27 protein-coding genes are annotated in these 26,452 nt (G+C 58.4%); 11 read left to right on the top strand and 16 right to left on the bottom strand.

All coding sequences use genetic code 11. The annotated features are described in order from the left end of the window. Positions 1–158: 158 nt before the first annotated feature. Both JK621_RS23100 and JK621_RS23095 read left to right on the top strand, forming a co-directional pair. Positions 159–1,358 (top strand): efflux RND transporter periplasmic adaptor subunit, encoded by a 1,200-nt coding sequence (locus JK621_RS23100; protein ID WP_212557810.1) that lies wholly within the window; start codon positions 159–161, stop codon positions 1,356–1,358. 3 nt (positions 1,359–1,361) lie between these two features. Next, positions 1,362–3,311 (top strand): MacB family efflux pump subunit, encoded by a 1,950-nt coding sequence (locus tag JK621_RS23095; RefSeq protein ID WP_212557809.1) that lies wholly within the window; start codon positions 1,362–1,364, stop codon positions 3,309–3,311. Between the two features lie 3 nt (positions 3,312–3,314). Here JK621_RS23095 and cysM read toward each other — a convergent pair whose 3' ends face one another. From cysM to JK621_RS23055, 8 genes are all read right to left on the bottom strand, one after another. Further along, positions 3,315–4,196 (bottom strand): cysteine synthase CysM, encoded by an 882-nt coding sequence (gene cysM / locus JK621_RS23090; RefSeq protein ID WP_212557808.1) that lies wholly within the window; start codon positions 4,194–4,196, stop codon positions 3,315–3,317. Between the two features lie 155 nt (positions 4,197–4,351). Further along, positions 4,352–5,440, bottom strand: coding sequence for a sulfate/thiosulfate ABC transporter ATP-binding protein CysA (gene cysA / locus JK621_RS23085; protein WP_212557807.1), 1,089 nt, complete (start codon positions 5,438–5,440; stop codon positions 4,352–4,354). Beyond that, positions 5,430–6,305 carry a sulfate/thiosulfate ABC transporter permease CysW gene (gene cysW / locus JK621_RS23080; RefSeq protein WP_212557806.1) on the bottom strand — a complete coding sequence of 292 codons (876 nt, stop codon included), beginning with the start codon at positions 6,303–6,305 and terminating at the stop codon, positions 5,430–5,432. The genes cysA and cysW overlap by 11 nt, the downstream gene beginning before the upstream one ends. Further along, positions 6,305–7,138 carry a sulfate/thiosulfate ABC transporter permease CysT gene (gene cysT, locus JK621_RS23075; RefSeq protein WP_126484382.1) on the bottom strand — a complete coding sequence of 278 codons (834 nt, stop codon included), beginning with the start codon at positions 7,136–7,138 and terminating at the stop codon, positions 6,305–6,307. Before cysT ends, cysW begins: the two co-directional genes overlap by 1 nt. Continuing rightward, positions 7,138–8,160 carry a sulfate ABC transporter substrate-binding protein gene (locus tag JK621_RS23070; RefSeq protein WP_212557805.1) on the bottom strand — a complete coding sequence of 341 codons (1,023 nt, stop codon included), beginning with the start codon at positions 8,158–8,160 and terminating at the stop codon, positions 7,138–7,140. Before JK621_RS23070 ends, cysT begins: the two co-directional genes overlap by 1 nt. Before the next feature lie 203 nt (positions 8,161–8,363). Then, the gene (locus JK621_RS23065) at positions 8,364–9,263 is read right to left on the bottom strand and encodes a Dyp-type peroxidase (protein ID WP_212557804.1); all 900 of its coding nucleotides are present in this window, start codon (positions 9,261–9,263) and stop codon (positions 8,364–8,366) included. 202 nt (positions 9,264–9,465) lie between these two features. Next, positions 9,466–10,050 (bottom strand): RpoE-regulated lipoprotein, encoded by a 585-nt coding sequence (locus tag JK621_RS23060; RefSeq protein WP_212557803.1) that lies wholly within the window; start codon positions 10,048–10,050, stop codon positions 9,466–9,468. A gap of 129 nt (positions 10,051–10,179) precedes the next feature. After that, positions 10,180–10,644: a DUF2919 domain-containing protein gene (locus JK621_RS23055; protein ID WP_212557802.1), complete on the bottom strand. Its 465-nt coding sequence runs from the start codon at positions 10,642–10,644 to the stop codon at positions 10,180–10,182. Positions 10,645–10,814: 170 nt separating this feature from the next. On the opposite strand from JK621_RS23055, the gene JK621_RS23050 reads away from it, so the two are divergent. Continuing rightward, positions 10,815–11,207 (top strand): YgiW/YdeI family stress tolerance OB fold protein, encoded by a 393-nt coding sequence (locus JK621_RS23050; protein ID WP_006317164.1) that lies wholly within the window; start codon positions 10,815–10,817, stop codon positions 11,205–11,207. Between the two features lie 67 nt (positions 11,208–11,274). On the opposite strand, the gene JK621_RS23045 is transcribed toward JK621_RS23050, so the two are convergent. Then, complete coding sequence (locus JK621_RS23045) at positions 11,275–11,700, bottom strand: GNAT family acetyltransferase (protein WP_004947724.1); 426 nt, start codon at positions 11,698–11,700, stop codon at positions 11,275–11,277. A 205-nt stretch (positions 11,701–11,905) separates the two neighbouring features. Between JK621_RS23045 and amiA the strand changes: the two genes are divergently transcribed. The 3 genes from amiA (at position 11,906) to JK621_RS23030 (ending at position 14,231) form a co-directional block, all read left to right on the top strand. Then, positions 11,906–12,793, top strand: a complete 888-nt coding sequence (amiA, locus tag JK621_RS23040; protein WP_212557801.1) for an N-acetylmuramoyl-L-alanine amidase AmiA — start codon at positions 11,906–11,908, stop codon at positions 12,791–12,793. A gap of 62 nt (positions 12,794–12,855) precedes the next feature. Further along, complete coding sequence (gene hemF / locus JK621_RS23035) at positions 12,856–13,776, top strand: oxygen-dependent coproporphyrinogen oxidase (RefSeq protein WP_212557800.1); 921 nt, start codon at positions 12,856–12,858, stop codon at positions 13,774–13,776. After that, positions 13,776–14,231, top strand: coding sequence for a YaiI/YqxD family protein (locus JK621_RS23030; protein ID WP_013814021.1), 456 nt, complete (start codon positions 13,776–13,778; stop codon positions 14,229–14,231). The genes hemF and JK621_RS23030 overlap by 1 nt, the downstream gene beginning before the upstream one ends. 26 nt (positions 14,232–14,257) lie before the next feature. On the opposite strand, the gene JK621_RS23025 is transcribed toward JK621_RS23030, so the two are convergent. Next, positions 14,258–15,097 carry a ChaN family lipoprotein gene (locus tag JK621_RS23025; RefSeq protein ID WP_212557799.1) on the bottom strand — a complete coding sequence of 280 codons (840 nt, stop codon included), beginning with the start codon at positions 15,095–15,097 and terminating at the stop codon, positions 14,258–14,260. A 192-nt stretch (positions 15,098–15,289) separates the two neighbouring features. Between JK621_RS23025 and mmuP the strand changes: the two genes are divergently transcribed. Beyond that, entirely contained in the window at positions 15,290–16,699 is a 1,410-nt protein-coding gene (gene mmuP / locus JK621_RS23020) for an S-methylmethionine permease (protein ID WP_212557798.1), read from the top strand. After that, entirely contained in the window at positions 16,689–17,627 is a 939-nt protein-coding gene (mmuM, locus tag JK621_RS23015) for a homocysteine S-methyltransferase (protein ID WP_212557797.1), read from the top strand. The genes mmuP and mmuM overlap by 11 nt, the downstream gene beginning before the upstream one ends. Positions 17,628–17,676: 49 nt before the next feature. Here the strand turns inward: mmuM and maeB are convergent, their stop codons facing one another. The 5 genes from maeB to JK621_RS22990 all read right to left on the bottom strand — a co-directional run bounded on the left by maeB (position 17,677) and on the right by JK621_RS22990 (position 21,392). Beyond that, entirely contained in the window at positions 17,677–19,956 is a 2,280-nt protein-coding gene (maeB, locus tag JK621_RS23010) for an NADP-dependent oxaloacetate-decarboxylating malate dehydrogenase (RefSeq protein WP_006327110.1), read from the bottom strand. 184 nt (positions 19,957–20,140) lie between these two features. Further along, a complete protein-coding gene (gene lysC, locus JK621_RS23005; RefSeq protein ID WP_212557796.1) occupies positions 20,141–20,314 on the bottom strand; it encodes an Rz1-like lysis system protein LysC in 174 nt (57 codons plus the stop codon). Then, positions 20,295–20,678, bottom strand: a complete 384-nt coding sequence (locus tag JK621_RS23000) for a DUF2570 family protein (protein WP_212557795.1) — start codon at positions 20,676–20,678, stop codon at positions 20,295–20,297. Before JK621_RS23000 ends, lysC begins: the two co-directional genes overlap by 20 nt. Further along, positions 20,675–21,076, bottom strand: coding sequence for a M15 family metallopeptidase (locus tag JK621_RS22995; protein WP_212557794.1), 402 nt, complete (start codon positions 21,074–21,076; stop codon positions 20,675–20,677). Before JK621_RS22995 ends, JK621_RS23000 begins: the two co-directional genes overlap by 4 nt. Continuing rightward, entirely contained in the window at positions 21,066–21,392 is a 327-nt protein-coding gene (locus tag JK621_RS22990) for a phage holin, lambda family (RefSeq protein WP_062790035.1), read from the bottom strand. The genes JK621_RS22995 and JK621_RS22990 overlap by 11 nt, the downstream gene beginning before the upstream one ends. A 298-nt stretch (positions 21,393–21,690) precedes the next feature. Here JK621_RS22990 and JK621_RS22985 point away from each other — a divergent pair, with 298 nt between their 5' ends. Further along, positions 21,691–23,190, top strand: a complete 1,500-nt coding sequence (locus tag JK621_RS22985) for a glycosyl hydrolase family 18 protein (protein WP_212557793.1) — start codon at positions 21,691–21,693, stop codon at positions 23,188–23,190. Positions 23,191–23,275: 85 nt separating this feature from the next. Here JK621_RS22985 and JK621_RS22980 read toward each other — a convergent pair whose 3' ends face one another. Continuing rightward, positions 23,276–24,217, bottom strand: coding sequence for a LysR family transcriptional regulator (locus tag JK621_RS22980; RefSeq protein WP_212557792.1), 942 nt, complete (start codon positions 24,215–24,217; stop codon positions 23,276–23,278). A 407-nt stretch (positions 24,218–24,624) separates the two neighbouring features. Between JK621_RS22980 and JK621_RS22975 the strand changes: the two genes are divergently transcribed. Further along, positions 24,625–25,218 carry a lytic polysaccharide monooxygenase gene (locus tag JK621_RS22975; RefSeq protein WP_212557791.1) on the top strand — a complete coding sequence of 198 codons (594 nt, stop codon included), beginning with the start codon at positions 24,625–24,627 and terminating at the stop codon, positions 25,216–25,218. A gap of 275 nt (positions 25,219–25,493) precedes the next feature. Beyond that, positions 25,494–26,444 (top strand): transaldolase, encoded by a 951-nt coding sequence (tal, locus tag JK621_RS22970; RefSeq protein WP_212557790.1) that lies wholly within the window; start codon positions 25,494–25,496, stop codon positions 26,442–26,444. Positions 26,445–26,452 lie beyond the last annotated feature (8 nt).

The following is a 26,452-nucleotide window of genomic DNA, read 5'->3' as shown; positions in this document are numbered from 1 at the left end:
ATTTTCGTCATTTTCACGCCTATTTGCCGGCTTCGCAGCCGGTTTTACTCAATCCTTACACATTCCTGAACGCCACTTAACCGCAGCCTGGCCGAGGGCGCGCTAAATTAGTGCAAATAGATTTTTGCCGCGCTTTTCTGCCAGGGAACCTCTTCGTCATGCCATCGTTTCTACGCTCAAAACCCTATCTGCTGCCCACTGTCATTGTGGCTGCTATCGCCTTATTTCTCTACTTCAGAGCGCCAGGCACCGCCGAAACGCCCCGTTATATCACCGCGGTGGCGCAAACGCGCGATCTGGAACAAACCGTACTGGCCGATGGCACCATCGAAGCGCAAAAACAGGTCAGCGTCGGCGCGCAGGTCTCTGGCCAGATAAAGGCCCTGCGCGTGGCGCTGGGCGATAAGGTGCATAAAGGGCAACTGGTGGCCGAGATCGACGATTTAACCCAGCAGAACTCGCTGAGGGACGCAGAAGCGGCATTGAAGAACGTACAGGCGCAGCGCGCCTCAAAACTGGCGGCGCTGCGCAACAATCAGCTCGCCTATCGGCGCCAACAGACCCTGGTGGCGCGCGGCGTCGGCGTACAGGCGGATTTTGACAGCGCCAGAGCTACGCTGGATGCCACCCGCGCCGACATCAACGCGCTGGACGCGCAGATCGTGCAGGCGCAGATCGCGGTGAACACCGCGCAGGTCAACCTCGGCTATACCAAAATCACCTCCCCGATCGACGGCACCATCGTTGCGCTGCCGGTTGAAGAAGGCCAGACGGTGAATGCGGTGCAAAGCGCCCCCACTCTGGTCAAAGTCGCCCGGCTGGACACCATGACCATCGAAGCGCAGATCTCCGAGGCCGACGTAGTGAAGGTGAAAACCGGCATGCCGGTCTATTTCACCATTCTCGGCGAACCGGGCAAACACTACCGCGCCACGCTGCGGGCGATAGAGCCCGCACCCGACTCGATCAATGATGAGACCACCACGTCGAGCTCCAGCAGCACCAGTTCCAGCAGTTCTTCCACCTCCAGCACCGCGATTTACTACAACGGCCTGTTCGACGTGGCAAACCCGGACGGCGCGCTGCGCATTTCCATGACCGCGCAGGTGTATATCGTGCTGGCCAAGGCGAAAGGCGCGGTGGTGATCCCCGCCACCGCGTTACAGGGCGACTGGGTGCAGGTGGTGGACGAACAGGGCAATATCGCCCGCCGCCCGGTGAAGGTCGGCATCAATAACAATGTCGACGCGCAGATCATCAGCGGCGTGCTGGCCGGCGAAAAAGTGATTGTCAGCCAGGTCAGCGCCGCGACGCAAAGCGGCACGCGGCGCATGGGCCCGCCGCCGATGGGGATATGATTGATGAACCCACCTCCTCTGTTGCAACTGCGCGGCATCAGCCGCCATTTTCAGGCCGGCGAACAGCGCGTGACGGTGCTGAACAATATCAATCTCGCTATCGGTCAGGGCGAAATGGTGGCGATAGTCGGCGCTTCCGGCTCCGGCAAATCGACACTGATGAACCTTCTCGGCTGCCTGGATCGCCCCAGCGAAGGGGATTATCGGGTCGCCGGGCGCAGCACCGGGCAGTTGGATCGCGATAGCCTGGCCGAACTGCGCCGCGAACATTTCGGTTTTATCTTCCAGCGCTATCACCTGCTGGCGGAACTCACCGCGCAAGACAACGTAGAGGTGCCGGCGGTCTACGCCGGGCGTCAGCGTGCCGCACGCCGCCAGCGTGCCGCCGATCTGTTGCAGCGGCTCGGGCTGGCGGACCGGCTGAACTACCGCCCCAGCCAGCTCTCCGGCGGCCAGCAGCAACGCGTCAGCATCGCCCGCGCGCTGATGAACGGCGGTGAAGTGATCCTGGCGGATGAACCGACCGGCGCGCTGGACAGCCACAGCGGGCAAGAAGTACTGAGCATTCTGAAAGACCTGCATGCACGCGGTCATACGGTGGTGATCGTCACCCATGACATGCAGATCGCCGAACATGCCCAACGCATTATTGAGCTGCGCGACGGCGAAGTTGTCGCCGATCGGCAAAAAACCGCCCAGACCAACGCGCCGCTGCCGAAGGCGCCGGAAAGCGCAGGCAGCCGTTGGCAATCGCAGCGCGACCGCTTTTACGAAGCCTTCAAAATGGCGTTGCTGGCGATGGCGTCACAGCGTCTGCGCACCCTGCTGACCATGCTCGGCATTATCATCGGCATCGCTTCGGTGGTGTCGGTGGTGGCGCTGGGCAAAGGTTCGCAGCAGCAGGTGCTGGCGAACATCAACGCCATGGGCACCAGCACGCTGGAAATCTACCCAGGCAAGGATTTCGGCGACATGCGCTCTGCGGCGATCCAGACGCTGCGCGCCACCGACGCCGACGCGCTGGCGCAGCAGGGATACGTCCACAGCGTGACGCCGACCCTGTCCAGCAGCACCACCTTTCGCTATGGCAATCAGTCGGTCAGCGGGACGGTCAATGGCGTCGGCGAGCAATATTTTCTGGTGCGCGGCTACAGCATCGACAGCGGCATGGCGTTTAACCGCCGCAGCGTCGACAACCTGATGCAAGAAGCGGTGATCGACGAGAATACCCGCAATAAGCTGTTCCCCAACGGGGCTAATCCGCTTGGCGAAGTGATCCTGCTCGGCTCGCTGCCGTGCCGGATTATCGGCGTGGCCGCCAAAAAGCAGAGCGGCTTCGGCAGCGATGAAAACCTGAACGTCTGGATCCCCTACACCACCGTCATGAAACGCATGCTGGGCCAAAGTTACCTGAAAAGCATCACCGTACGGGTCAACGACGATGTCGACCTCGGCAGCGCCGAAGACGGCGTCACCCGTTTGCTGAGCCGGCGCCACGGCACCAAGGATTTCTTCGTCATGAACACCGACAGTATCCGCCAAACCATTGAGAAGACCACGGCCACCCTGACGCTGTTGGTGTCGATGATCGCGTTGATCTCGCTGGTGGTGGGCGGTATTGGGGTGATGAATATCATGCTGGTGTCGGTCACCGAGCGCACGCGTGAAATCGGCGTACGCATGGCGGTAGGCGCCCGCGCCGGGGATATCATGCAGCAGTTTTTAATCGAGGCGGTGCTGGTGTGCCTGCTGGGAGGCGGATTGGGGGTGGCGTTATCACTGGGGATCGGCGTGCTGTTCAGCCAGTTCAGCAGCAACTTCACCATGATCTACTCCGGGGCCTCGATCGTCGCCGCGTTTGTCTGTTCGACGCTGATCGGGGTGATCTTCGGCTTTTTCCCGGCGAAACGCGCCGCCGGGATGGATCCGATCCATGCGTTGGAACGGGAATAGCCTTCAGTCAAAAACGCCGGTGGAGAGATAACGATCGCCGCGATCGCAGATAATCGCCACAATCACGCTCCCCGGGTTCGCCGCAGCGATGCGCAACGCGCCGGCCACCGCGCCGCCGGAACTGACGCCGCAGAAAATGCCTTCGCGCTGCGCCAACTGGCGCATGGTCTGCTCGGCGTCGGTTTGCTGGATATCCAGAACCTGATCCACCAGCTCCGGGCGGAATATGCCCGGCAGATAGGCCGGTGACCAACGGCGGATGCCGGGGATGCTGCTGCCTTCCGCCGGCTGCAGGCCAATGATTTGCACCTGCGGATTTTGGCTCTTGAGGTAACCGCCTACGCCGGTAATGGTGCCGGTGGTGCCCATGCTGGAGACGAAATGCGTAATGCGCTGCTGGGTCTGTTGCCAGATTTCCGGGCCGGTGGTGGTGAAGTGGGCGTAGGGATTATCCAGATTATTGAATTGATCCAGCACCTTGCCCTGCCCTTGGCGCTGCATTTCCAGCGCCAGATCGCGCGCGCCTTCCATCCCCAGTTCACGGCTGACCAGAATCAGTTCGGCGCCATAGGCGCGCATTGCCGCCTGGCGTTCCTGGCTCATGTTTTCCGGCATCAGCAGCTTTAGAGAATAGCCTTTCAGCGCCGCGATCATGGCCAGCGCAATGCCGGTGTTGCCGCTGGTGGCTTCGATCAGCTTGTCGCCGGGTTTTATTTCGCCGCGCAGTTCCGCCTGTTGGATCATCGCCAGCGCGGCACGATCCTTTACCGAGCCCGCCGGGTTGTTGCCTTCCAGTTTGAGCCAGACTTCGCTGCCGAGTCCTGCGGCCAGACGTTGTACTTTTACCAGCGGGGTATTGCCGATGCATTGTTCGAGCGTTGTCACGATCTTTGCCTGTGTGTTGAAGTGCTGAATGTAAAAAGGCAACCCCGGGGGTTGCCTTTAACGTCAGTTAAAACCTATACCCAAAATATTTCGAGGTGCAGGAAGGGCGAGTAAAGGCAGCCAACACACCTGCAACTTGAAAGATAAAGGGTATATCAGGCGCTTTTGGCTAACGCAACAGGTTGTAGCAGTTGATCGCCGGCGTACAGCCGCGCATTCAGGCTGCCGACATAGTAACGGCCGCCGCGCACCGGGGCTGGGTTGCCCTCAGGCAGCACTACGCTGATCGGTTCCTGATGCCAGCCGATCGGCTGTACGGTCAGCTGCCAGAAGTGGCCGCGCGGGCTGGCTTCCAGCACCTGCACCGGCAGCGGGCAACGCTCGCTGCTCTCGGTGGCCACTTCCATTTCCCACGGCCGCAGGAACAGATCGACGCTGCCCTGATGCATCGGCTGGAACGACAGCGGCCACTGGTGCGCGCCGACAAACAGCTGCGAGCCGCGGATTTCGCCGCTCAGGCGGTTCACTTCGCCCATAAACTCCAGCACGAAACGGCTGGCCGGTTCACGCATGATTTCATTCGGTGAACCAACCTGTTCAATATTGCCCTGGCTCATCACCACGATGCGATCGGCCACTTCCATCGCCTCTTCCTGATCGTGGGTCACGAACACGCTGGTGAATTTCAGCTCTTCGTGCAACTGACGCAGCCAACGGCGCAGCTCTTTGCGCACCTGCGCGTCCAGCGCGCCGAAAGGTTCGTCCAGCAGCAGGATTTGCGGCTCTACCGCCAGCGCACGCGCCAACGCCACACGCTGCTTCTGGCCGCCGGAAAGTTGCGACGGGTAACGGTTAGCCAAATGGCCAAGCTGCACCATTTCCAGCAGTTGGGTCACTTTCTGTTTGATCGCCGCAGCGTTCGGGCGCTCACGGCGCGGCAGCACGCTCAGGCCAAAGGCGATATTGTCGAATACCGTCATATGGCGGAACAGCGCGTAATGCTGGAACACGAAGCCCACGCGGCGATCGCGTGCATGCACATGGCTGACGTCGGTGCCGTGGAAGCCCAGCTTGCCGCCGCTCTGGCTTTCCAGCCCGGCGATAATGCGCAGCAGCGTGGTTTTCCCGGAGCCGGACGGCCCCAGCAGCGCCACCATTTCACCGGAGGAAATATCGAGCGAGATATCGTTCAATACCTTGGTACGACCGAAAAATTTATTGATACCGCTAATCTCAATGCTCATGATTTTCCTCCCGCTCGAGGCGCGCATTTTGACGTTCCAGACGCCATTGCAGGCCACTCTTCAAAAATAAGGTAATTATCGCCATCAGGGTCAACAGCCCGGCGGCGGTAAAGGCGCCGACGGTGTTGTAATCCTGTTGCAGCAACTCCACCTGCAGCGGCAGGCTGAAGGTTTCGCCGCGAATAGAGCCGGACACCACAGATACCGCACCGAACTCGCCGATGGCGCGCGCGTTGGTCAGCACCACGCCGTACAACAGCGCCCAGCGGATGTTAGGCAAGGTAACGCGGCGGAACATCTGCCAGCCGGACGCGCCCAGCAAAATGGCGGCCTCGTCTTCCTGGCTGCCCTGGCTGAGCATCATCGGCACCAGCTCACGCACCACGAATGGGCAAGTCACGAAAATGGTCACCAGCACCATACCCGGCCAGGAGAACATCACCTGGATATTGTGCGTATCCAGCCAACCGCCCAGCAGACCATTGCTGCCGTAAAACAGCAGATAAATCAGCCCCGCCACCACCGGTGAAACGGCGAACGGAATGTCGACCAACGTCAGCAACAACTGGCGGCCCGGGAACGTGAAACGCGTCACCAGCCACGCCAGCAGCGTGCCGAAAATCAGGTTGAACGGCACGCTGATCAACGCGATCAGCACCGTCAGCCAGATGGCGTGCAGCATGTCGCGTTCGATCAGGTTGCCCCACATCGCGCCAACGCCTTTGGAAAAGGCCTCGGCGAAAATCGAAATTATCGGCACCACCAGCAGCAGCACCGAGAACAGCACGCCAATGCCGATCAACGTCCATTTACCCCAGTTGACGCGCGGGCGCTCGACGCCATTGAACTCAGAGATATCAGCCATCAGTGCCCCCCGATGCGTCGGCCGAAGCGGCTTTGCAGAACGTTAATGCTAAACAGCAACAGCAGCGACGCCGCCAGGATCACCGAAGCAATCGCGCTGGCCGCCGGATAGTCGAACTCCTGCAAGCGCATAAAGATCATCAGCGACGTCACTTCGGTCTTCCAGGCGATATTGCCGGCGATAAAAATCACCGCGCCAAACTCACCCAGGCTACGGGTAAAGGAAATCGCCGTGCCGGCCAGCAGCGCCGGTGCAAGCTCAGGGATCACCACGCGGCGGAAACTCTGCCAGCGGGTCGCGCCCAGGGTTTCGGCCGCTTCTTCATATTCCGGCCCTAACTCTTCCAGCACCGGTTGCACGGTGCGCACCACGAACGGCAGGCTAGTAAAGGCCATCGCCACCGCAATCCCAAGCCAGGTGAAGGTCACCTTGATATCGAAATGCGCCAACCATTGGCCATACCAGCCGGTGGTGGAGAACAGCCCCGCCAGCGTCAGGCCGGCCACCGCCGTCGGCAACGCGAACGGCAGATCGATCAGGCCGTCCAACAGCGTACGGCCGGGAAAACGGTAGCGGGTCAGGATCCAGGCCATCAGCATGCCGAACACCGCGTTAAACAGGCTGGCGACGCCCGCCGACAGCAACGTCACCTTATAGGCCGCCACCACCTGCGGATTGGAAATCACTTCCCAGTATTGCGCCAGGCTCATCTGCGCCAATTGCATCACCAGCGCGCTGAGCGGCAGCAGCAAAATCAGGCAGGTGTAAAACAGGCTGCTCCCCAGGCTGAGGCCGAATCCGGGCAGAACCCGTTTGCTGGACAACGACAACATTACTTATGCCCTGCCGCTAACAGTTGATCCAACTCGCCGCCGGTGGAGAAATGCGTTTTCATCACCTGCGGCCAGCCACCGAACTGATCTTCCACCCGGAACAGCTTGGTGTCCGGGAACTGGCCCTTCGCCGCGTCCATCGCCTTTTTGTCGTAAACGCGATAGTAGAAGCTGGTGATCACCTGTTGGGCCGCCGGGCTATAGAGATAATTGAGGTAGTCTTTGGCGGCCTGTTCGGTGCCGTTTTTCTCGACGTTTTTGTCCACCCAGGCCACCGGGAACTCCGCCAGAATATCGACCGGCGGCACGATGACCTGGTATTTGTCTTCGCCGTACTGTTTGCGGATGTTGTTCACTTCCGACTCGAAGCTGATCAGCACGTCGCCCAGGCCACGTTCCACAAAGGTGGTGGTCGCGCCGCGGCCGCCGGTGTCAAACACCAACACGTTTTTCAGGAAACGGGTCATGAAGGCGCGGGTTTTGGCCTGATCGTTGCCGTCGGCCTGGCTGGCGGCGCCCCAGGCGGCCAGATAGGTGTAACGGCCGTTGCCGGAGGTTTTCGGGTTCGGGAACACCAGCTTCACGTCGTCACGCACCAGATCGTTCCAGCTGTGGATACCCTTCGGGTTGTCCTTGCGCACCAGGAAAGCCATGGTGGAATAGAACGGAGAGCTGTTGTTCGGTAAACGGGCCTGCCAGTCTGCCGGGATCAGTTGGCCGCGATCGTGCAGGATCTGTACGTCGCTCACCTGGTTGTAAGTCACCACGTCGGCGCGCAACCCCTGCAGGATCGCCAGCGCCTGCTTGGAAGAACCGGCGTGGGACTGCTTGATGGTCAGCTTGTCGCCCGGGTGCTGCTGGTTCCACTGCTGTTCAAAACCCGGGTTCAGCGCAGTAAACAATTCACGGGAAACGTCATAGGAGCTGTTCAGCAATTCCGTGGCCGAGACGGTGCCGCTGGCTAACAGAGCCGCAGCCAACCATCCTTTCAGCACGATATTTTTAACCCGGGTTTGTTTCATTCTGCACCTTAGCTAACTGAGTCAATCTTTCAGGCTTTCGCCTTATTGATGACCAGTGTATTTATAACTAGGTGCGGAGCTGTAACGCTTTTATATACCGTTTAGTGATTTTCAAGCATCAAACGCTATAAGGCAGGAGCGGAGCGGTTTCGCCGGGGCGGGAAAGCGTATCGGAGCCGGCATGGCCGACCCCGATAAGTGCATCAAAGCGACAGCAGGCGCGTCAGCGAAGGGGCAAAGTAATAGCTGCCGGTCACCGCACGGCTAAAACGCAGCATCGCATCGCGTTTGCCGTCCAGATCGCCAAACATGCTCAGCAGCTGTTTTTCGATATTATGCAGACGTGCGCAGTAGGCGATAAAATAGAGCCCGTGCTTGCCGCTGGCGGTGCCGTAAGGCAGGCTCTGGCGCAGAATTTTCAGGCCTTTGCCGTCTTCTTTCAGATCAACCCGGCTGACGTGCGAAGTCTCTGGCCGCTGATCCGACGGCAGCTCTTCGCTGTCGTGCTTGGTGCGACCGATAATCTGCTCTTGCTGCTCGGTGGTGAAGCGCTGCCACTGACGCAGATTGTGTTCGTAACGCTGCACCAGCACGTAGCTGCCGCCTGCGTCTTCTTCGCCTTCGGCAATCACCGCCACTTCCGGGCGCTGGTCGCCCTGCGGGTTTTCGGTGCCGTCGATGAAGCCGCTCAGATCGCGCTCTTCCACCCAACGGAAGCCGTGGGTTTCCTCTTCAATCTTGATGGCGTTGCCGAACGCCGCCAGCGCCGCCTGCGCCAGCGTAAAGTTAACGTCATGACGCAGGGATTGGATATGGATCAACAGATCGCGTTGGGTGGCCGGCGCCAGCCCTTTGCCCAGTGGGGTAAACGGCTTCAGCTCTTTTGCCCCCTGGCCGCTGGACAGGTCGTGCCAGACGTCGTAACCAAAGGCGATGACCGCCCCCAGGCGCGCATCCGGGAACTGCTGCTGCAGCTCGGTAAGCGTCTGGCAAAACTGCTTGCAGCCCTGACGCAAATCAGCGAATTCGCCCTGTACGGTAGCTTCCATAAAAATGGCGAAACGGCAGTGCTCCAGCAAAATGCCGCTCTGAACCTGTGTCATGTCGTTATCCTCAGTATCGCAATCGGGTAACAGGCTTGGGTATCCTGTTACAAACGCGCGTTATCATAACGCATGCGTGCAAGATTGCCTTAGCGGAACGCAAAGAAAATAGGGTTACTCGTCGCTTTTCAAGCCAGGACGTTGTTGGCTGCGCCCGGTGAGGGTCGGAGCGAATATATTCGCCCCGAACAGGGTGTCAGGCTTACTGCGGTTTGGCGTGCCAGACGATCTTGCTGACCGTCCAACTTTTCAGCGTGTCGTCCGGCGGGATGATGTCTTGCGGGCCGGCCCACTTGCCGCTGAAGATGTAGGTGACGTATTTGCTCTGCTCCGCCACGCACTCTACCTTGCCGGCATCGTCGCCGTCGGCCGGTTTGCAAGCGCCAAACGCCTTGTCGTACATGGCGCTGAACGGCGTGCCGAGCTTGTTGCCCCACTCGGTCGCCACTTTGCTGTCCATCACGGCCACGCGCTGTACGTTGCCCTTGGGCTCGCCGGTGATCACCAGCTTCACGTCATTGCCGTCCATTGCCTGGTAGTAAGAAACAATCTGGCCCTTGTCGGTGGCCATGCCGCCGCGCAACCGATAATCGCCGTTCAGCCCGTCGTTGATCGCGCTTTCCGACATCGGGGTGCCGGCGTTGAGATCGCCAACGCCCTTGGCGCTGACCTCAAGGCTGCTGCCGAACCAGTTAAACGGCGACAGGCTCGACCAGGAGAAGTTGGACATCGTCGAACAGCCGGTCAGTAACAGCGGGAGCCCTAACAGCAGTGGGCGAATATTCATTTATAGCTCCTTAACATCAAAGGCATGGCTCAGTCAGGCCGTGTGTCAGCCTCTCACAACTGCCCGCGCTACGCCATCGGTTGCGAGATTGGAGTGCGGAAAATGAGAAAAGTGCCGCATGTGCGGCATTTAAGCGACCTCGTCTTGTGGCGTGAAGCACGCCTTCAGCCGCGCGTTCAGCAGCAGATAGGCCAGCGCCAAAGCATCGAGCAACGCCAAAACGCCATCCAGCGCCGGCAGATTGCTGTCCTGCTGCCACAGGCTGAACAGGGAGCCTCCCAGCGCCGCCAGCACCGAGGCGCTGAGCACCCAACGCCAGGCCCGCCACAGCCGCGGCCACAAATATCTGCGCGGGCCAATCAAAAATGCCAGCGCGGCCGGCAGCCCCAGCAGGATGCCATACCAGAACCTTTGGGTATCCGGGTAAAACAGTGACAACAATCCTCCTCCCTGTTGCTGCGAGACGCCGGCCATCACAAACAAGATCCAGGTGCGGGCCTGCAAAACCAGCACGCCCCAAAACCACAGCGGCAGGCGCAGCACGCCATGATGATCGTAATCGTCGGGGGAAAATCGGTGTGAGTGCGGCTTCAAGGTCGGTTCCTTGCCTGTTTGTCATTACTCCATCAAATGGGAGCCGTAACTGTTGTTTTCAATGCGCCCGCTTAAGAAGCTCTTAAGATCTTTATGTTTTACTTGCCACATCAACACAGCAGTCCTGATTGGCAGGGCTTTGATTCTCGATTGAGATAAGGAAGCTTCACATGAAAAAATATACCCTGGCCGCTTTGATCGCTTTGTGCAGCGCACCGGTTCTGGCACAACAAGGCGGGTTCCTTGACCCTTCCGCACCGCAGACGCAAACCGCTCCGCAGGGCGGCTTCTCCGGCCCCAGCGCCGCGCTGACCACGGTGGATAAGGTGAAATCGATGAGCGACGACGCCTGGGTGATGCTGCAGGGCAACATCGAGCAGCGCGTCGGCGACGATACCTATACCTTCCGCGACGCCAGCGGCACCCTGACGGTGGAGATCGACAAAAAACGCTGGAACGGCCAGACCATCACCCCGAAAGATAAAGTGCAGCTGGAAGGAAAAGTGGATAAAGACTGGAGCAGCGTGGAAGTCGATGTGAAAAACATCAAAAAGCTGCCGTAACGGGTGGTCTCGGGCTTAAAGGCAACTTTGTCAGTAACGGGCGGTGAAGGTTCACCGCCTTATTGACTCAATATTCCTGGTCTTCGATCAACCGCTTGCCCAGGCTGGTGATGTTCTGGATCTCGTAACCGAGTTTTTCGTACATCTCGATCACCGTGTCGTTGTCTTCACGCACCATCAGTTGGATCTTCGGGCAACCGCGCGCGACCAACTTTTTCTCCAGACGGCTAATCAACGCATTGGCAATGCCGCGCCCACGATAATCCGGGTGCACGCCCAGGTAATACGCCGAACCACGGTGGCCATCGTAGCCCCCCATCACCGAGCCGACCACTTCGCCGCCCACTTCCGCCACCAGAAACAGATCCGGATCGTGATTGAGTTTGCGCTCAATATCCATTTCGGGATCGTTCCACGGCCGCAGCAGATCGCAACGCTCCCACAGGGTGATGACTTCTTCAAAGTCGTCTTGTCGAAATACGCGAATTTCCATCGATGTTCGCCGCTGTTAATTAAGATGTTTATCTGATTATCGCGGGATTATTCACTTAAGCAATATCAAACTGCGATTTCCCACGCCAATCAGGCAGAAAACTGCGGTAACTGGCGTAATAAATGGACATAGTTAACCGTTCGATTAATGATTATCAATACGATATAACGTCGCAAAATAGAATTTATCGATGGGGCGTCGCGTTATGAAAAAGCAGGTTAAACAATTCCTCAATTTTAAACCGCTCTCCACCTCCCGCACTCGACGTCAGTTACTGCTCTCAGGCCTGGCGATGGCGCTGCTCGGCTGCAAAAGCCAACCGGCCAAAGCGGAGTCCGGCGGCATGCTGCGCAATCAACACGCCAAACCGGCACCGAAACCGACCGGCAGCAAACGGCTGGTGATGATCGATCCCGGCCATGGCGGCATCGATTCCGGCGCGGTCGGCAGCGAAGGTTCGCAAGAGAAACACGTGGTCCTTGAGATCGCCAACCACGTACGCCGCATGCTGCATGAGCACGATCACGTCGAAGCCCGGTTGACGCGGGAAGAAGACGAATTTATCCCGCTGTTCCAGCGGGTTGAGATTGCCCACCAGCATCAGGCCGACCTGTTTATTTCGATTCACGCCGACGGTTTTACCAACCCCGACGCCTCAGGCGCCTCGGTGTTCGCCCTGTCCAACCGCGGCGCCAGCAGCGCCATGGCGCGCTATCTCTCCAACCGCGAGAACGCCGCCGATGACGTGGCCGGCGGCAAATATAAAAATCAGGATAACTATCTGCAACAGGTGCTGTTCGATCTGGTGCAGACCGATACCATCAACAACAGCCTGACGCTCGGCCGCCACGTGCTTGGCCAGATCCGCCCGGTGCATCACCTGCACAGCGACAGCACCGAGCAGGCGGCGTTTGCGGTGCTCAAATCCCCGTCCATTCCTTCGGTGCTGGTGGAAACCTCGTTCATCACCAACCCGGCGGAAGAACGCCTGCTCGGCACCACCGCATTTCGCGAGAAAATCGCCCGCGCCATCGCCGACGGCGTGATCAGTTTCTTCAGCTACTACGACGCGCACCAACGAAAAACCGGCTGATAAGCGGCAGCGAATGCGGGTATACTTTGCGCCTTGTTTCGTCAGACGCGTAAATTATCCGTATGAGCTTACCGACCATCGCAGAAGTAAAATCCTTCCTGCTGTCGCTGCAGGACAATATCTGCGCGCAACTGGCCCAGGCCGACGGCGGTGCCGTTTTCAACGAAGACCGCTGGACGCGTGAAGAAGGCGGCGGTGGCCGCAGCCGCGTGTTGACCGGCGGTGCGGTGTTTGAACAGGCGGGGGTAAACTTCTCGCATGTCTCCGGCGCTACCCTGCCCGCTTCCGCGACCGCCCACCGCCCCGAGCTGGCCGGGCGCAGCTTCCAGGCGATGGGCGTGTCACTGGTGATCCACCCGCACAGCCCTTATATCCCCACCAGCCACGCCAACGTGCGTTTTTTCATTGCGGAAAAACCGGGCGAAGATCCTGTATGGTGGTTTGGCGGCGGCTTTGACCTGACGCCGTTCTACGGTTTCGAAGAAGACGCCGTCCACTGGCACCGCACCGCCGAACGGCTCTGCGCGCCCTTCGGCGACGAGGTCTACCCCAAATACAAAAAGTGGTGCGACGACTATTTCTTTATCAAGCACCGCAACGAGGCGCGCGGTATCGGCGGCCTGTTTTTCGACGATCTCAACACCCCAGACTTTGACCGCTGCTTCGCTTTCACCCGCGCGGTGGGCGAAGGCTTCCTCGATGCCTACCTGCCGATCGTGGAAAAACGCAAAGCGCTGCGCTGGGGCGACAACGAACGTCAGTTCCAGCTCTATCGCCGCGGCCGCTATGTCGAATTCAACCTGGTGTGGGATCGGGGCACGCTGTTCGGCCTGCAAACCGGCGGCCGAACCGAATCCATCCTGATGTCGATGCCGCCGCTGGTGCGCTGGGAATACAACTATCAACCGGCAGAAGGCAGCCCGGAAGCGGCGTTGTACCGCGATTTTCTGCCGGTGCGCGACTGGCTGAAGGAGCCTGAGTAATGCAGATTTGGGTCGATGCGGACGCCTGTCCGAACGTGATCAAAGACGTGCTGTTCCGCGCCGCCGAGCGCACCGCCATGTCGGTGACGCTGGTTGCGAATCAACCGCTGAGAACGCCGCCGTCAAAACACATCCACACCCTGCAGGTGGCGGCCGGTTTTGACGTGGCTGATAACGAAATCGTCCGCCGCTGCGAAAAAGGCGATCTGGTGATCACCGCCGATATTCCGCTGGCGGCCGAAGTGATAGAAAAAGGCGCAGTGGCGCTCAACCCGCGCGGTGAGCGCTACACGCCGGACACCATCCGCGAACGCCTGAACATGCGCGATTTTATGGATACCCTGCGCTCCAGCGGCATCCAGACCGGCGGCCCGAATACCCTGAACCAGCGCGACCGTCAGCAGTTCGCCAACGAGCTGGACAAGTGGCTGCAGCAGGCGAAGCGGGCGCAGTAACGGCACCGCTTTTCCCTGGCACGCCGTCATTTTACCGGCGGCGTGACCCACAGGTAATCCGCCATCCGGCCGTCAACCTGCGCCCCCTGCTCCGCCAGCATCAACACCCTCGGCTGCGCGCCCGGTTGCAGATCCCGCACATGCAGCGGCACCCCCACCCATTTTGAGGCGTGATAACCACCGGCAATCAACAGCGCCGGCGTTGACGCAGCCAGCAGGCGCTCGGCCATACGCCGATCGCGCTGCTGTTGGATTGCCAGCATCGCGTGCAGCTGTCGGGGTTCGATTTTTCCGCCGTGCGAAGTGCGAATGGTGTCTTCCAGCGCCTTCTGCACCGCCGGGCGTACCGACAATTGCCCCTGCGGAAACACCGGCTGCCGGTAAAACGCCATGATCTCCTCGCGATCCAGATTGGCTGACCAAAGCGGATACGGCGCCCGCATCGCCGCCATCACCACCTCGCCGTACAGCGACCATTTCCAGCCTTTCTGCCAGTCAATCAACTGCGCCACGCGCTCATCAGGCAGGGCGCAATTGCCCCGCAGCGCCTGCTTGACCTTTTCCACCTTGGCCTGCTGATTCGGGGAGATCATTTCCATCAGAACGCTGCCCTGCGGCCGCCGCTGCGGCAGATTTTGCACCAGCCACAGTTCGATCCGATGATGATAGGGATTGTCGTGTTTTTCCCCGACCATCACCCTGGGATGAGCGGCCAAGCGGGCAACAAGCTGTTCAGGCGACAAGGTTTCGCCGCTGCGTAAATCGGTAATTTTCCCCAGGCCGTCAAGAGGGTTGTTCGGTTCGGGCACCGGAGCCTGACTGCAAGCGCCAAGTGCCAGCGCGGCCAGAAAAATCAGGAATCTCATGCTGCCTCCTGCGGTAAAAAGTGATGGCATTATAGATAATAATTATCATTTGCATATATCTGGCCCCCGCCCCGAGACGGCGCTGACTGTTTTTTTAGTTTATGACGCCCGGTCTTACATTGATTTCATCAAGTATTACAGGTATAACCAATAGCCATTTAGCTGCTTAGACGTCTATACGGATGAAATACCATGCACTCACCTGAACCCGCCGAAGGGCACTTCAAACGCACCATGAAAGCCCGGCATCTGGTGATGCTGTCGCTGGGCGGCGTGATCGGCACCGGGTTGTTCTTCAACACCGGCTATATCATTTCCACGACCGGTGCTCTGGGCACCCTGCTGGCTTATCTGATCGGCGCATTGGTGGTTTATCTGGTGATGCTGTGCCTGGGTGAACTGGCCGTCGCGATGCCGGAAACCGGCGCCTTCCACGTCTATGCCTCGCGTTATCTTGGCCCGGCTACCGGCTATACCGTCGCCTGGCTGTATTGGCTGACCTGGACGGTGGCGCTGGGCTCCAGCCTGACCGCCGCCGGTTTTTGCATGCAGTATTGGTTCCCGCAGTCGCCGGTGTGGCTGTGGTGTTTGATCTTCTGCGCGGCGATTTTCCTGCTCAACGTGATCACTACCCGCTTCTTTGCCGAAAGCGAATTCTGGTTCTCGCTGATCAAGGTCGTCACCATTCTGGCCTTTATCATTCTGGGCGGCGCCGCGATGTTCGGCCTGCTGCCGATGAAAGACGGCACGCCTGCGCCGTTCCTGCATAACCTGACCGCCTCCGGTTGGCTGCCGAACGGAACGCTGCCGATCCTGATGACCATGGTGGCGGTGAACTTCGCTTTCTCCGGCACCGAACTTATCGGCATTGCCGCCGGCGAAACCGAGAACCCGGAAAAAGTGGTGCCCTGGGCGATACGCACCACGGTGATCCGCCTGATGCTGTTCTTTATCGGCACGGTATTTATTCTGGCGGCGCTGATCCCGATGGATCAGGCCGGGATTGTGAAAAGCCCGTTCGTGCTGGTGTTTGAACGCATCGGCATCCCTTATGCCGCCGATATCTTTAACTTCGTGATCCTCACCGCCATCCTGTCGGCCGCCAATTCCGGTCTGTACGCCTCGGGGCGCATGCTGTGGTCGCTGGCCAATCAACGCACCCTGCCGGCCTATTTTTCACGCGTGAATAAACGCGGCATCCCGGTCAATGCCTTGACCTTCAGCATGCTCGGCGGCGTACTGGCGCTGCTGACCAGCGTTATCGCGCCGGACACGGTGTTTGTCGCGCTGTCGGCCATTTCCGGCTTTGCGGTGGTGGCGGTCTGGCTGAGCATCTGCGCCGCGCATTACGCCTTCCGCCGCCATTATCTGCGCAGCGGTCAGCCGATCGAGGGCCTGAAATACCGTGCGCCGGGTTACCCCTTGACGCCGATCCTCGGCTTCGCCCTGTGCCTGCTGGCCTGCGTAGGGCTGGCTTTCGATCCGGCGCAGCGCATCGCGCTTTATTGCGGGCTGCCGTTTGTCGCACTGTGCTACGCCGCCTATTATCTGACCCGCCGTGCCGGGCAAAAATCTTCGTTGGGAGAAAATAATGTCAGTTAACAATACTGTCGCCGCCTTATTGGCCGCTAACCGCACGCTGATTTTAGACGGCGCGCTGGCCACCGAGCTGGAGGCGCGCGGCTGCGATCTCAGCGATCCGCTGTGGTCGGCAAAAGTGCTGATTGAAAATCCCGAGCTGATTTATCAGGTTCACCTCGACTATTTCAACGCCGGGGCGCAATGCGCCATCACCGCCAGTTATCAGGCGACGCCGCTGGGCTTCCTGCGCCGCGGTCTGGACCAGCAGCAATCGCTGGCGCTGATCGCCAAAAGCGTGCAACTGGCGCAACAGGCGCGCAGCGACTATCTGGCGCAGCATCCGCAGGCCGCGCCGCTGTTGATCGCTGGCTCTGTGGGGCCGTATGGCGCCTATCTCGCCGACGGTTCCGAATACCGCGGCGATTATTCGCTGCCGCAGGACGAGATGATCGCCTTCCATCGCCCGCGTATCGCCGCGCTGGCCGAGGCCGGGGTCGATCTGCTGGCCTGCGAGACGCTGCCGTCGTTCAGCGAGCTGCAGGCGTTGCTGGCATTGTTGCAGGAGTTCCCGACGCTCGGCGCCTGGTTCGCCTTTACCCTGCGCGACAGCCAACATCTCAGCGACGGCACGCCGCTGACGCAGGTGCTGGCAGCACTGCACGGCAATCCGCAGGTGTTGGCGATTGGCATCAACTGCATTGCGCTGGAAAACGTCACCCCGGCGTTGCGGCAGTTGGCCGCGCTGGCCGACAAACCGCTGCTGGTCTATCCGAACTCCGGCGAGCATTACGACGCGGTAACCAAAACCTGGCATGCCTGCGGGGGCGAGCATGGCAGCCTGATCGAGCAGATTGGGGAGTGGCAAAACATCGGCGCCCGGCTGATTGGCGGCTGCTGCCGCACTACGCCGCAGGATATCCGCCAGATCGCCGCGCGCTGCAAGGCATAAAAAAAAGCCCCCTGCGCCAGAACGCAGGGGGCTTGTCGTCACTCAAGACTTATAGCGGTTCGGTCTGCGCTTCCACCACCGCCAACGCCACCATATTGACGATGCGGCGCACCGAGGCGATTGGCGTCAGGATGTGTACCGGTTTCGATACCCCCATCAGCACCGGCCCCACGGTTACCCCTTCCGAAGAGGATACGCGCAGCAGGTTGTAACTGATGCGCGCCGCTTCCATATTCGGCATGATCAGCACGTTGGCCGCGCCTTTCAGCGGGCTGTCCGGCATCAGATCGTGGCGGATACTCTCAACCAGCGCGGCGTCGCCGTGCATCTCGCCGTCAATCTCCAGCTCTGGCGCCATCTGGTTCACCAGCTCCAGCGTTTTGCGCATTTTGCGCGCCGCCGGGCAGTCAGAGGAACCGAAGCTGGAGTGGGACAGCAGCGCGACTTTCGGCTCAATGCCGAAGCGGCGCACGGTTTCCGCCGCCATCAGGGTGATTTCCGCCAGCTGTTCCGGCGTCGGATCGTCGTTGACATAGGTGTCGGCAATAAAGGTGTTGCCGCTTGGCAGCAGCAGCGCATTCATCGCCCCGGCGACGTGCGCGCCCTCGCGGAAGCCGAACACGTTTTTCACTACGTCGTAGTGCTCATGGTAGCTGCCGATGGTGCCGCAGATCATCGCGTCCGCCTCGCCGCGATGCAGCATGATGGCGGCAATCAGCGTCGGGTTGCCGATCACCGCACGGCGCGCCTGCTCCTGCGAAACGCCGCGACGCTTCATGATCTGGTAATACTCGCCCCAGTATTCGTTGAAACGCGGGTCGGACTCGTTGTTCACCACTTCAAAATCTTTGCCCGGCGTCAGTTGCAGGCCGAGTTTTTGCAACCGCATCTCAATCACGCTCGGGCGGCCGACCAGGATCGGATAAGCCAGCCCCTGCGACACCAGCTCCTGGGTCGCATGCAGCACCCTTTCCTCTTCGCCTTCCGCCAGCACCACACGCTTCATTTCCTTCTTCGCCAGAGCAAAGATCGGCTTCATGAACAGGTTGGTTTTGTAGACGAACTCGGACAGTTTTTCTACGTAGGCGTCAAAGTCTTCGATCGGACGCGTCGCCACGCCGGACTCCATCGCCGCCCTGGCCACCGCCGGGGCAATTTTAACGATCAGGCGCGGGTCGAAAGGTTTTGGAATGATGTATTCGGGGCCAAACGACAGGTCCTGATCGCCATAGGCGGAAGCCACCACGTCGTTCTGTTCCGCCAGCGCCAGATCGGCAATCGCATGCACGCAGGCCAGCTTCATCTCTTCGTTAATGGTGGTGGCGCCCACGTCCAGCGCCCCGCGGAAGATGAACGGGAAACACAGCACGTTGTTCACCTGGTTCGGGTAGTCGGAACGGCCGGTACAGATAATGGCGTCCGGGCGCACGGCTTTCGCCAGCGGCGGCAGAATTTCCGGCTCCGGGTTGGCCAACGCCATGATCAACGGATCCCTGGCCATGGTTTTCACCATGTCCTGGGTCAGCACGCCCGGGCCGGAACAACCGAGGAAAATATCGGCATTGGGGATCGCATCCCCCAGCGTGCGCTGGCCGTTATCTTCGATGGCATAAGCCGCCTTGGTTTGCTCCATGTTGGCGTCGCGCCCCTTGTAGATCACCCCTTTGGAATCGCAAACGGTGATATTTTGCTGACGTAGCCCCAGCGCCACCAACAGGTTCAGACAGGCTATCGACGCAGCGCCGGCGCCGGAAACCACCAGTCGCACGTCGGAAATATTCTTTTTCACTACCCGCAGGCCGTTCAGCACTGCGGCGGTGGTAATAATGGCGGTGCCGTGCTGATCGTCATGGAACACCGGAATTTTCATGCGCTCGCGCAGTTTTTGCTCGATGTAGAAACACTCCGGCGCCTTGATGTCTTCCAGATTGATGCCGCCAAAGGTCGGCTCGAGGGAAGCGATGATGTCGATCAGCTTGTCCGGGTTAAGTTCATCCACTTCGATATCGAACACGTCGATACCGGAAAACTTCTTGAACAGAACGCCTTTGCCTTCCATTACCGGCTTACCGGCCAATGCGCCGATATTGCCCAACCCCAGTACCGCCGTGCCGTTGGAAATCACCGCAACCAGGTTACCCCGGGCGGTGTATTTGTAGGCCGCCAGCGGATCGGCGGCAATTTCCAGGCAAGGGGCAGCAACACCCGGTGAATAGGCCAGCGCCAGATCGCGTTGCGTTGCCAGCGGTTTGGTTGGAGAGACCTGGATCTTCCCTGGGACCGGAAACTGATGGAAATCAAGGGCACTCTGTTTGAGCTGTTCGTCCATTATGGGTTCCTTTGCTTTTTGCTTTTATGTTGAGGTAAGACTTGTCAGATCGATAAGGCTTAAGGCTAGACCAGTATAATGAGAGAAACGTCACAAACTTTGAAGCGGGCCATAACCTTGATCGAAATACTTTTATAAAAGTAAAAAAAGAAGTATCACAGGACGGGAAAGAAAAACACTGCCGTCATTGCAACGGCAGTTTCGCTCGCCAGGCATTGAGCGTCGCCACCCGGCCCGCGCAAATTTGCAATGCGGTCTGCAATGCCAGCGTATAGCCGACGGCATCGCCCCAGGTGTCTCCCTGCAACAGAGGTTGCTCGCAGGGCGTGAAGACGGATTCAGGGGGCAGAACCGCCACGGGCGTCGGTACCGCCGGCGGCCGGGCGCAGGAGCTCAAGCACAGCGCCAGGCATAGACTGCCCAGCGCAGGCATCATTTTTAATCGCTTCACGGTATTTCCTCTGGTAAAGGTCGCTTTGCCGGCGCAACTGCTGTTCCTGCTGCTGCTGAGCGGCCATCAGCACACGGTTCTGCGCATCCTGGGTTTGCAGCGTGGCGATAAGCCCGGCCTGCTGCGCCAAGGTCTTTTGCTGTTCGGCCGCCTGCCGCCGCGCCAGCTCCAGCCGGTGCGACAGCAGCGAGCCGTACCCGCCGAGGCAAATCGCCGCCGCCAACAGCAACAGCAATCCCCCCTGCATGATCTTATTCAGCCAACCGCTCATGCCGGGTAATCTCTGAAGGAGAGCTGGAAATGCGGCCCGTCCTTCAGCGTGCGCCACTCGCCGCCCCACTCGACGCTGACCGCGCATTCACGCGCCGCACGGCGTACCGCCACGGCAATTTGCGCGTAGTAATCCCACTCCCAGGACACCACGCCCGCCGGCATCGCCACCACGTCCACCGCGTGCCCGGTCAGATGCCGGCTCCTCAGCGTCTGGCTTTTGCCGGTGCGCAGCATGTCACGCTGCCGCGCCATGCTGCGCACGCCTTCGCTGATGGAAAAAGGCACCAGCGAATAATTCAACGCCAGCCGCATTACCCGTACCAGATCCGGATGCACGCCAATTAAATTGTCCTCACTGCGTGCGGTAAAGCGCATTTCCTGAATGTCATTTAACATTTTTTAACCCCGTCTTCTTGCCAATGATTTTTTTGATTAATGCGCTAATATAATCGGCGCCCAGAAAGCCAATCAGCACGCTGGCAAGATTCGCCCATTTTAATTCCAGGCCTGCCAATGCCAATGCATCACGCACCGTCCAGGCCAATAACGCGCACATGCCTGCATTTAATAACCGACGTCGCATCCCTACGTTGCGATAAGCGCCATGCAAAAGCGCCATAATGCCGGCCAAAATGGCATTCATTGCCGGCTGAAGGTATTCACACGCTCGCTGAATAATTAAGCCAACAGCGTCTGGCTCTATGCTGGACATAGCTACTCTCCTGTTTTTAATTTTAATTAAATGCCAATCACGGCCGGCCGGGTATCGGTACAGTCAGAATCTAGTTAAGGATGCTATAACAAAGCAAATGAATAAAAACAGTCTCTATGGTCAAATTCATTCACACTCAACACTGACACAACAACTTCCGTGAATAACGGCAGGCATCGAATAAAAACTTCATCTTTACTGTGATTTATTTCGACTTCTCTTTATCAGAGAAATAAACATTTAATAGCACCGAGAGAATCACTCTCGATGACAAAAACCTTAACTCTGGAGAAACACCATGTCTGTACGTAAAGCGGTGATTGGTTATTATTTCATTCCGACCAACCAAATTAATAACTATACCGAATCCGATACCTCAATTGTGCCTTTCCCGGTGTCCAACATCACGCCGGCCAAAGCCAGGCAACTGACCCACATTAATTTCTCGTTCCTCGACATTAACGCCAATCTGGAGTGCGCCTGGGATCCGGCAACGATAGATGCCAAGGCACGCGATGTGGTCGGTCGGTTGACCGCGCTGAAAGCGCACAACCCCAGCCTGCGCATCATGTTCTCCATCGGAGGCTGGTATTATTCCAACGATCTGGGGGTTTCGCATGCCAACTATGTCAACGCGGTGAAAACCCCGGCGGCACGGACCAAATTCGCGCAATCCTGCGTGCGCATCATGAAAGACTATGGCTTTGACGGCGTAGATATCGACTGGGAATACCCGCAGAGCAGCGAGGTGGACGGTTTTGTCGCCGCGCTGCAGGAGATCCGCACTTTGCTGGATCAACAAACCCAGGCCGATGGTCGCCAGGCGCTGCCATACCAACTGACCATCGCCGGCGCCGGCGGCGCGTTCTTCCTGTCGCGCTACTACAGCAAACTGCCGCAGATCGTCGCCTCCCTCGATTACATCAACCTGATGACTTACGATCTGGCCGGCCCATGGGAGAAAATCACCAACCATCAGGCGGCGCTGTTTGGCGACGGTGCCGGGCCGACCTTCTATAACGCGCTGCGCGAAGCCAATCTGGGTTGGAGCTGGGAAGAGTTGACCCGCGCCTTCCCGAGCCCGTTCAGCCTGACGGTGGACGCCGCCGTACAGCAACACCTGATGCTGGAAGGCGTGCCAAGCAGCAAAATCGTCATGGGCGTTCCCTTCTATGGCCGCGCGTTCAAGGGTGTCAGTGGCAGCAACGGCGGCCAATACAGCAGCCACAGCACGCCGGGGGAAGATCCGTTCCCAGGTACGGATTACTGGCTGGTGGGCTGCGAAGAGTGCATCCGCGACAAGGACCCGCGCATCGCCTCTTACCGCCAACTGGAACAGATGCTGCTCGGCAACTACGGCTATCAGCGCCTGTGGAACGACAAGACCAAAACGCCGTACCTGTACCACGCGGCCAACGGCCTGTTCGTTACTTATGACGACGTCGAAAGCTTCAAATACAAGGCCAAGTACATCAAGCAGCAGCAACTGGGCGGCGTGATGTTCTGGCACCTGGGGCAGGACAACCGCAACGGCGATCTGCTGGCTTCGCTGGATCGCTATTTCAACGCTGCCGACTATGACGACAGCCAATTGGATATGGGCACCGGCCTGCGCTATACCGGCGTCGGCCCCGGCAATCTGCCGATCATGAGCGCGCCGGCGTACGTGGCGGGCACGACCTACCCACAGGGCGCGCTGGTGTCTTATCAGGGCTACGTCTGGCAGACCAAGTGGGGCTTTATCACCTCCGTACCAGGCTCCGACAGCGCCTGGCTGAAAGTGGGCCGCGTAGCTTGACGGCATAAAAAAACCCCGTGGCTCAGGCTGCGGGGTTTTTACTGCTTTAAAGGTTTAATTTTCGCATCCCTTCGTTGTTATTCCCTCAGTTATTGCACCAAGGGTAACCCCCATCCCGCACCACTTCGCGCCCCATCAGGCTGAAAACGTCGCTTTTACGCGTCAGGCGTTCATGCCACCAGGTAAAACCGGTCCCCTTGCTGGCCGGGTGCCAGGCCAGCCAAATCATTTCGTCACCTTTTTGCATATCGACCGGTACCGTCACCAGCTCGCCGCTCGCCAGCTCTTTTTCAATCAGCGAAGGCGGCAGAAAACCGTGGCCGATACCGCGTTTCAACAGCGCCAGCTTGCTCTCGACGTCGCACACCACCAATTGGCGCTGCAACGGCATCGTACCGTGGTTGCGCTTGGGCAGCTCGTGGCTGCTGTCGGCGATCGCCACCACGATGTCATTCAACCGCTGATTTTTATCCACCGGTTTTTTCTGCGCCGCAAAGGGATGCGAAGGAGAAACGCACAGCACGAAATTCAGCTTGCCGAGCATCAGCGTCTTGGCCTGCACGCTGTCCGGGATCTGGCCGATGGCGATAATCAAATCCGCCCGATTGTTCTTCAGCGCATCCCAGGTGCCGTTCAGCGCTTCCCGCTGTACCGAAATGTTGGCGTTCGGGCTGTGCTGAATATAATCGCGTATATCCTGGGTGAGGGTTTCCAACGGAAAGAACTTATCGACGACGATGCGGATATTATTATCGAGTTTCGGGATATTCCTCACCCGGCTCTCGAGATCCTGCACCGCATTTAAAATCCAGCTGCCCTCTTGCAGCAGGAATTCCCCTTCATCCGTTAGGGTAATCATCGGGCCATTTCGATGAAATAGTTTCACGCAGAGTTTACTTTCAATATTGGAAACCCGATAAGATATCGCCGACGGCGTTTTATGCAGCGCCTCCGCCGCCATAGAGAAAGAGCCGGTACTTTTTATGGTGCTGATTATTTTAATCGCATCCAGGGATAATCTAGTCATACTAATTCCTCTTTGACATAAAATAAGAAAAATTGACACTAAATTCCCAGGCAACTGGCGCGTAAAAAACGTTCAAGTCATACAAGAGTAAGCAAAATCACAAGCAATATACTCCATATCGGAGAGCATCATCTGAAAGAGTATTCATCAATCCATTAAGTAAAATTCATCATGGTGCTGCGATTTTAGACAGCAGCCTTTAAATAAATTCAATCAAAGAATAAAAAGACATTCATCATAATAATTTTAGTTAATAGCCTATAAAACATTCCACCCCCATCCATGACACGAATGATAAAAATAAAACAAGCCACCCATAATGATGTTTTTTAATTTCGTTAATGACCTCTCATTTCAGTGGTGAAAATACACTCAACTTACAATATAACTTCAGTCAGGAGTGACTCATGAACAATACTTCCCGTACCCTTATGTCCCTCGGTCTGCTGAGCGCCGCCCTGTTTGGCGTATCGCAACAGGCTAGCGCCCACGGCTATGTCGAAACGCCGGCCAGCCGTTCTTACCAGTGCAAGCTGCAGCTCAATACCCAATGCGGCAGCGTGCAGTACGAACCGCAAAGCGTCGAAGGCCTGAAAGGCTTCCCGCAGAACGGTCCGGCAGACGGCCATATCGCCAGCGCCGACAAGAGCACCTTCTTCGAATTGGATCAGCAAACGCCAACTCGCTGGAACAAGCTCAATCTGCACACCGGCGCCAACACCTTTACCTGGCGGCTGACCGCCCGTCACAGCACCACCGGCTGGCGCTATTTCATTACCAAACCAAACTGGGATGCGTCGCAGCCGCTGACCCGCGCCTCCTTTGACCTGACGCCGTTCTGCCAATACAACGACGGCGGCGCGATCCCGGCCGCGCAGGTCACCCACCAGTGCAACATACCGGCAGACCGCAGCGGTTCGCATGTGATCCTCGCCGTGTGGGATGTAGCAGACACCGCCAATGCCTTCTACCAGGCGATTGACGTGAATTTGAGTAAATAACCGGAGGAAGTCCCCTGGGGTTCAGCCAGGTGCTGAACCCTTTTTTTATCGCTGTCGCCCCTCTTCTTCTCGCCGTACTCCCCACGCCAAAACCGCATTGCCGCAGGTGCAACCCGCCGCCGGCCAGGTTCGAAACGGGATCCATTGTTCTTATCCATCGCAACAATCAGAAAAAGCGCATTTTATTCATCAAGCTTATGATGCAGTGTGTTCACCCTATGATGAAAAAGGTTCTCATTTCCCTACATGTTTGGCACTGATCAAGGAGCGTATAAATGAACCAATTAGATGCACTCAAGCAGCTGACGACGGTTGTGGCCGACAGCGGCGATATTGAATCCATCCGCCAGTTCGAACCCCAGGACGCCACCACCAACCCTTCGCTGATCCTGAAGGCCGCAGCGCTGCCGCAATATAAGCCACTGATCGTCGAAGCGCTGAACTATGCCCGCCAACAGGGCGGCAGCAAAGAAACCCAGCTGATTAACGCCAGCGACAAACTGGCGGTCAACATTGGCGTCGAGATCCTGAAAAGCGTGCCGGGCCGTATCTCCACCGAAGTGGATGCCCGTTTGTCGTTCGATCGCGGCATGTGCGTAGCCAAAGCACGCAAACTGATTGGCCTGTATCAGGAACAGGGCATCGACAAGTCCCGCATCCTGATCAAACTGGCATCAACCTGGGAAGGCATCAAAGCCGCCGAGGAACTGGAAAAAGAAGGCATCAACACCAACCTGACGCTGCTGTTCTCCTTCGCCCAGGCCCGCGCCTGCGCCGAAGCCGGCGTGTTCCTGATTTCACCTTTCGTCGGCCGCATCTATGACTGGTACCAGGCCAGGCAGCCTGCCGCCGAGTACGATGCCGAGCAGGATCCGGGCGTGAAATCGGTGCGCACCATTTATGAATACTACAAACAGCACCGCTACCAGACGGTGATCATGGGCGCCAGCTTCCGCAAAGTTGAGCAGATCCTCGCGCTGGCCGGCTGCGATCGCCTGACCATAGCGCCGAACTTGCTGGAACAGCTCAAGCACAGCGAGCAACCGGTCGAGCGTAAGCTGACGCCGTCCACCGAAGGTTTCTACCAGCCCGCCCCACTGGCCGAAGCCGAATTCCGCTGGCTGCATAATCAGGACGCCATGGCGGTTGAGAAACTGGCCGAAGGCATCCGCCTGTTCGCCGTCGACCAGCAGAAGCTGGAAGACATGCTGGCCGCTGAACTGTAATTATTTTG

The sequence above is a fragment of the Serratia plymuthica genome (assembly GCF_018336935.1).
Classification (GTDB): Bacteria; Pseudomonadota; Gammaproteobacteria; order Enterobacterales; family Enterobacteriaceae; genus Serratia; species Serratia plymuthica_B.
The sequence above is the reverse complement of the archived record's forward strand: the minus strand, read 5'-3'. Positions and strand labels throughout refer to the sequence as shown.

Coding starts and splice junctions, on each gene's coding strand:
- JK621_RS23100 (WP_212557810.1), top strand. CDS start 159: ATGCCATCGTTTCTACGCTCAAAACCCTATCTGCTGCCCACTGTCATT.
- mmuM (WP_212557797.1), top strand. CDS start 16,689: ATGTCAGTTAACAATACTGTCGCCGCCTTATTGGCCGCTAACCGCACG.
- JK621_RS23000 (WP_212557795.1), bottom strand. CDS start 20,678: ATGAGCGGTTGGCTGAATAAGATCATGCAGGGGGGATTGCTGTTGCTG.
- JK621_RS23050 (WP_006317164.1), top strand. CDS start 10,815: ATGAAAAAATATACCCTGGCCGCTTTGATCGCTTTGTGCAGCGCACCG.
- JK621_RS23025 (WP_212557799.1), bottom strand. CDS start 15,097: ATGAGATTCCTGATTTTTCTGGCCGCGCTGGCACTTGGCGCTTGCAGT.
- JK621_RS23030 (WP_013814021.1), top strand. CDS start 13,776: ATGCAGATTTGGGTCGATGCGGACGCCTGTCCGAACGTGATCAAAGAC.
- mmuP (WP_212557798.1), top strand. CDS start 15,290: ATGCACTCACCTGAACCCGCCGAAGGGCACTTCAAACGCACCATGAAA.
- JK621_RS23065 (WP_212557804.1), bottom strand. CDS start 9,263: ATGACACAGGTTCAGAGCGGCATTTTGCTGGAGCACTGCCGTTTCGCC.
- tal (WP_212557790.1), top strand. CDS start 25,494: ATGAACCAATTAGATGCACTCAAGCAGCTGACGACGGTTGTGGCCGAC.
- maeB (WP_006327110.1), bottom strand. CDS start 19,956: ATGGACGAACAGCTCAAACAGAGTGCCCTTGATTTCCATCAGTTTCCG.
- cysT (WP_126484382.1), bottom strand. CDS start 7,138: ATGTTGTCGTTGTCCAGCAAACGGGTTCTGCCCGGATTCGGCCTCAGC.
- JK621_RS23070 (WP_212557805.1), bottom strand. CDS start 8,160: ATGAAACAAACCCGGGTTAAAAATATCGTGCTGAAAGGATGGTTGGCT.
- JK621_RS23095 (WP_212557809.1), top strand. CDS start 1,362: ATGAACCCACCTCCTCTGTTGCAACTGCGCGGCATCAGCCGCCATTTT.
- JK621_RS23045 (WP_004947724.1), bottom strand. CDS start 11,700: ATGGAAATTCGCGTATTTCGACAAGACGACTTTGAAGAAGTCATCACC.
- JK621_RS23060 (WP_212557803.1), bottom strand. CDS start 10,050: ATGAATATTCGCCCACTGCTGTTAGGGCTCCCGCTGTTACTGACCGGC.
- JK621_RS22985 (WP_212557793.1), top strand. CDS start 21,691: ATGTCTGTACGTAAAGCGGTGATTGGTTATTATTTCATTCCGACCAAC.
- JK621_RS22980 (WP_212557792.1), bottom strand. CDS start 24,217: ATGACTAGATTATCCCTGGATGCGATTAAAATAATCAGCACCATAAAA.
- amiA (WP_212557801.1), top strand. CDS start 11,906: ATGAAAAAGCAGGTTAAACAATTCCTCAATTTTAAACCGCTCTCCACC.
- JK621_RS22975 (WP_212557791.1), top strand. CDS start 24,625: ATGAACAATACTTCCCGTACCCTTATGTCCCTCGGTCTGCTGAGCGCC.
- JK621_RS22990 (WP_062790035.1), bottom strand. CDS start 21,392: ATGTCCAGCATAGAGCCAGACGCTGTTGGCTTAATTATTCAGCGAGCG.
- hemF (WP_212557800.1), top strand. CDS start 12,856: ATGAGCTTACCGACCATCGCAGAAGTAAAATCCTTCCTGCTGTCGCTG.
- cysA (WP_212557807.1), bottom strand. CDS start 5,440: ATGAGCATTGAGATTAGCGGTATCAATAAATTTTTCGGTCGTACCAAG.
- JK621_RS22995 (WP_212557794.1), bottom strand. CDS start 21,076: ATGTTAAATGACATTCAGGAAATGCGCTTTACCGCACGCAGTGAGGAC.
- cysW (WP_212557806.1), bottom strand. CDS start 6,305: ATGGCTGATATCTCTGAGTTCAATGGCGTCGAGCGCCCGCGCGTCAAC.